This window comes from Methanocrinis sp. (genome assembly GCF_049974945.1).
GTDB lineage: Archaea > Halobacteriota > Methanosarcinia > Methanotrichales > Methanotrichaceae > Methanocrinis.
This window is the reverse complement of sequence record NZ_JBNGCU010000029.1, coordinates 14,210-19,114: the sequence shown is the minus strand read 5'-3', so window position 1 is coordinate 19,114 and position 4,905 is coordinate 14,210. Positions and strand designations below refer to the sequence as shown.

The following is a 4,905-nucleotide window of genomic DNA, read 5'->3' as shown; positions in this document are numbered from 1 at the left end:
CTCCAAACCTTTTTATATCAAGAATAGGTCTTGGGGGTAAGATCCGATGATCGGTGGCAGCGAGACGACCATCTTGATCCCGTCCTCCACAACCATGGAGTCCCGGGACGAGCGGATACGCACCCTCAAGGTGGGCACGATCGCAAGGGCTGCTGCGGTATTTCGGGTGGACAGGATCGTCATCTACCGGGATCCGGAGTTCGACGATTCAAGGTTCATATCCCGGGTCCTGCAGTACGCAGAGACGCCCCAGTACCTCCGAAAAAGGCTCTTTCCAAGGGAGAGGGCCCTGAGGTACGTCGGCGTCCTGCCGCCGCTGCGCACCCCTCATCATCCCACAAGCTCAAAGGTTTCAACGCTCAAGGTCGGCGAGTTTCGAGTAGGTTTAGTAGTCGACGAAGTGGGATCTGACAACGGCGCCTGGGTGGACATAGGTGTTGAGCGCCCATTGCCCCTCAAGACCGCATCGCGGTACCGAGCAGGGCAGCGCCTGAACGTCAGAGTCTTTTCGCTGAAACCCCTCGCCGCGGAGCCGGTAGACCGATCGGAGATACCTCACTACTGGGGCTACGAGACAGAGGTCATCCCGAACCTGGACGAGCACGTAAGCTCGACGGAGAGCCTAGTCGTGGCCACGTCCAGAGTGGGGGCGCCGGCCACCCCAGACATCCTCCGCCAGACGGTCCGTCAGGGCCGAAGGCGGGGTCTGGAGGTGGTCTTCGGCTCGCCCGCACGCGGCGTTGATGCGTTCTTGAGCAGCGAAACGATGGAAGGATGTTGCGTGATTAACACCATACCGCATCAGGGAACCGAGACGGTGAGGCTGGAAGAGGCGATAGTCGCCACCCTCGCCCAGGTCAACCTGATGCGATCACTGGAGGGCTAAATGGCAACCATACACCGACCAAGACGAGGTTCGCTGGCCTTCAGCCCCCGTAAACGGGCTAAGAGCCAGGTCCCCAGGACGAGATACTGGGCCGCTGGCGAGGAGAAGGCCAGAATGGACGGTTTTGCCGGGTACAAGGCCGGCATGACCCATCTCATAATGATCGACGACAAGCCCAACAGCCTCACCGAGGGCATGGAGATCAGCGTGCCGGTGACGATCCTTGAGACACCGCCCCTGAGCATAGCCGCCCTTCGAGTCTACGAGAAGTACAACGGCGGCGTGAGGGCTGCGGGTGAGGCTTGGTCAGAGAAGCTGGACCCGTACCTCGCAAGGTCGATCACCGTCCCCAAGAACAATAGGGGCAGATCTCTCGATGATATCGGGGCTAAAATAGACAAGATGGCTGAGCTGCGTCTGATCGCTTATACCAACCCCAAGCTTCTGACGGGCGTTCCCAAGAAGAACCCCGACCTGATGGAGATTCAGGTGAACGGCAGCAACATAGAGGATCAGTTCGGACTGGCCCGGGACCTTCTCGGCTCACAGATGCCGATATCGAGCGTCTTTGCCCCCGGATCCGTAATCGACGTCTCTGCCATCACCAAGGGTAAGGGGACTCAGGGTCCAGTCAAACGCTGGGGAATAATGCTCCAGAAGAGGAAACACTCCCGGGGCGGCAAGCGCCGCCACATAGGCAACCTGGGCCCCTGGAACCCCCACCACGTGCGGCGGACCGTACCCCTCATGGGCCAGATGGGCTACCACCAGAGAACCGAGTTCAACAAGAGGGTTCTGGCCATCGGATCCGACGGCGGCGAGATCACGCCCGAAGGGGGATTCCCGGGATACGGCCTCGTCCGGGGCGAGTACGCCATCATCAGCGGGAGCGTACCCGGTCCCGCGAAGAGGCTGGTCAGGATGAGAAACGCGGTCAGACCCAAGGACGCCGATCTGAAGACGCCCGAGGTCCTCTACATCAGCACAGACTCGAAGCAGGGATTGTAATGAAGGCGAAGGTTATCGATCTATACGGAAATGAGGTCGGCGAAGTCGACCTTCCAAAGGTCTTCGACGAGGAGTTCCGGCCGGACCTCATAAAGAGGGCGGTTCTGGCGGCCCAGGCCAATCGGCTCCAGCCCTACGGTCCCAACAATCTCTCGGGCCTCAAGACCTCTGCCGTCACCTGGGGCACCGGCCGCGGAGCCTCTCGAGTTCCAAGGATCGTAAACGGCAGGCGGGCTGCGAGGGTGCCCCAGGCCAAGGGCGGCCGAAGAGCTCACCCACCAAAGCCCGAGGCGGACAGAACCGAGAAGGTTAACGCCAAGGAGCGGAGAAAGGCGATCCGTTCGGCGATAGCCGCCACCGCGAACGCCGATCTGGTGCGGGCAAGAGGGCACAAGTTCTCCGGCGAGCCGATCGTCGTTGTAAAAGACGATCTGGAAGCCGTCGAGAAGACGAATGAGATCCGAAATTTCCTCGCGGCCTGCGGCCTCTGGGAAGACGTCCTGAGGGCGAAGAGCGGCAGGGCGGTCCGGGCGGGCCGTGGCAAGATGCGAGGCAGAAAGTACAAGCAGCCGAAGAGCCTGCTGATAGTGGCGGGCAGCGACGGTGGCCTGATCAGGGCCACGAGAAACCTTCCGGGCGTCGACATCACCACGGTTGACAGGCTGAACGCGGAGCTTCTGGCTCCCGGAACCCAGGCCGGAAGGCTCACCGTCTGGACAGAATCGTCTCTGAAATGGCTGGGTGAGACCTATGGTCGTTAAGAGTCCGTTCATTACGGAGAAGGTCACGAACATGATCGACTCCGACAACACCATGGAGTTTTTGGTGGATATCGGTGCCACCAAGACGGAGATCAAAAAGGTGCTTGAAGAGCTCTACGACGTCGACGTGATCTCGATAAGGACGATGATCACCTCCAAGGGCGAGAAGAAAGCGGCGGTAAAGCTCGCTGGCGACGGCAGCGCCAACGAGCTGGCCACAACCCTGGGACTATTGTGAGGTGAGGTTATGGGGCATAGAATTATACAACAGAACCGAGGTCGAGGAACGCCGACTTATAGGGCACCCTCCCACAAGTTCAGGGCCGAGCTCAAGCACGTGAAAGTAGACGGCGGCGAGACCGTTCGAGGAATGGTAAAGGATATCGTCCACGATCCGGCCCGGTCCGCCCCGGTGGCGAGGGTTGTCCTCGACAACGACGAGGAGAGGTACATCCTGGTCCCGGAGGGGGTCTACGTAGGCCAGGAGATAGCCTGCGGCGCCTCCGCCGAGATCAAGCAGGGCAACTCTCTCCCCCTGGCGGAGATCCCCGAGGGGATCCCCATCTGCAACATCGAGTCGATCCCGAGGTCCGGCGGCCAGTTCGCCAGATCCTCCGGGGTCTACGGCATCCTCATAGCTCACGACGTCGGAAAGACCGTCGTCCAGCTCCCCAGCGGAGAGATGAAGTGGCTCAACCCCCAGTGCATGGCGACGATAGGCGTCGTCGCCGGCGGCGGCAGGACCGACAAGCCCTTCGTAAAGGCTGGAAAGAAGTATCACAAGATGAAGTCCAAGGCTGGCAAGTACCCCAGGGTCAGAGGCGTGGCCATGAACGTGGTGGACCACCCCTTCGGTGGCGGCGGATGGCAGCATCCGGGAAGGCCCAAGACCGTCAGCAGGAACGCATCTCCCGGTCGTAAGGTCGGGTCTATCGCGGCCAGAAGGACCGGAAAGCGTTAAAGAGGGATTGTTTTGGCGAGGAAATCAGGATCAAGGCTTCCGAAGAGGAAAGAGGAGTTCACCTACCGCGGCCTCAAGGTCGAAGAGTTGAAGAAGCTCAACACCGACGAGCTTTTGGACCTCCTCCCCTCAAGGCAGCGAAGAAGGCTGAAGAGGGGCCTGACCAAGGATCACAGAAGGCTCCTCTCCAGAGTAAAGGACCGGGACGTGGTGAGAACTCACCTTAGGGATATGATAGTCCTTCCCGAGATGGTCGGAAAGACGATCGAGATCTACAACGGCAAGACCTTCAACCGGGTCGAGATCATGCCGGAGATGGTCGGCCACTACCTCGGCGAGTACTCCCTGACCAGATCGAGGGTCTCTCACGGCAGCGCAGGCGTGGGCGCCACCCGATCGAGCAAGTTCGTGCCGTTGAAGTGAGGTGGCAACTTTGGGACGACTGAAATATTCCATCACCCCTGAAAAGAAGGAGCAATCGTCCAGGGCGATGGGCACAGAGCATCACATCTCGCCCAAGCACGCTCTGGAGATCTGCAGCGCCATCAAGGGGATGCGAGCCGAGGCGGCGAGGGCATACCTCGAAGACGTGATCGCCAAGAGGAGGCCCGTCCCCTTCAAGCGGTACAACAAGAAGGTCCCCCATCGGCGGGGCCTTATGGGCTGGGACGCCGGCAGGTACCCCCAGAAGGCGGCGAGGGCCGTTCTGAGCGTTTTGATCAACGCCACCAGCAACGCCGAGTACAAGGGGCTCGACCCCGCCGAGATGAAGATCTCCCACGTCTCCACCAAGCAGGGCAGAACCCTGAGGGGCTGGATGCCGAGGGCCATGGGCAGAGCCACCCCCAAGGATACAGAGACTGTATCGATAGAGATGATATTGACTGAGGTGAGCTAACTTGGGCGTAGAGAAGAAATTTGTAGAGGATGGCTTCACCAAAGCCCTGATCAACGAGTTTCTGTCCAAGGAGCTCGGCCGGGCCGGTTACGGAGGCATGATGATGAACAGGACCCCCATGGGGATCCAGATCACCGTTTATGCTGAAAAGCCTGGAATGGTCATCGGGAAGGGCGGTAAACTGATCCGAAAGCTGACCCGCGACTTGGACCGAAACTTCCGGCTGGACAACCCCCAGATCGACGTCCAGGACGTCGGCAAGGCCGAGCTGAACGCCCAGGTGGTGGCCAGCAGGCTCGCCAGCTCCCTGGAGCGAGGCTGGTACTTCAGAAAGGCGGGCCAGACCACCCTTCGGAGGGTGATGGAGAGCGGTGCCCTGGGCTGCGAGATA

8 protein-coding genes are annotated in these 4,905 nt (G+C 60.3%); all 8 read left to right on the top strand.

Annotation, left to right across the window (positions count from 1 at the left end; all coding sequences use genetic code 11):
* The first annotated feature begins 46 nt into the window (after nt 1–46).
* Entirely contained in the window at nt 47–886 is an 840-nt protein-coding gene (locus ACP5EL_RS04555; protein WP_428401288.1) for a putative RNA uridine N3 methyltransferase, read from the top strand.
* Nucleotides 887–1,894, top strand: a complete 1,008-nt coding sequence (locus ACP5EL_RS04550) for a 50S ribosomal protein L3 (RefSeq protein WP_428401286.1) — start codon at nt 887–889, stop codon at nt 1,892–1,894.
* Entirely contained in the window at nt 1,894–2,655 is a 762-nt protein-coding gene (rpl4p, locus tag ACP5EL_RS04545) for a 50S ribosomal protein L4 (RefSeq protein ID WP_428401285.1), read from the top strand. The genes ACP5EL_RS04550 and rpl4p overlap by 1 nt, the downstream gene beginning before the upstream one ends.
* A complete protein-coding gene (locus tag ACP5EL_RS04540; protein ID WP_428401284.1) occupies nt 2,645–2,893 on the top strand; it encodes a 50S ribosomal protein L23 in 249 nt (82 codons plus the stop codon). Before rpl4p ends, ACP5EL_RS04540 begins: the two co-directional genes overlap by 11 nt.
* 9 nt (nt 2,894–2,902) lie before the next feature.
* On the top strand, nt 2,903–3,616 hold the full coding sequence (locus ACP5EL_RS04535) for a 50S ribosomal protein L2 (RefSeq protein WP_428401283.1): 714 nt from the start codon (nt 2,903–2,905) through the stop codon (nt 3,614–3,616).
* Between the two features lie 12 nt (nt 3,617–3,628).
* Nucleotides 3,629–4,039 carry a 30S ribosomal protein S19 gene (locus ACP5EL_RS04530; RefSeq protein WP_428401282.1) on the top strand — a complete coding sequence of 137 codons (411 nt, stop codon included), beginning with the start codon at nt 3,629–3,631 and terminating at the stop codon, nt 4,037–4,039.
* Nucleotides 4,040–4,049: 10 nt separating this feature from the next.
* Nucleotides 4,050–4,514 (top strand): 50S ribosomal protein L22, encoded by a 465-nt coding sequence (locus tag ACP5EL_RS04525; RefSeq protein WP_428401281.1) that lies wholly within the window; start codon nt 4,050–4,052, stop codon nt 4,512–4,514.
* Between the two features lies 1 nt (nt 4,515).
* On the top strand, nt 4,516–4,905 hold a 390-nt coding region (locus tag ACP5EL_RS04520; RefSeq protein ID WP_428401280.1), incomplete at its 3' end, for a 30S ribosomal protein S3.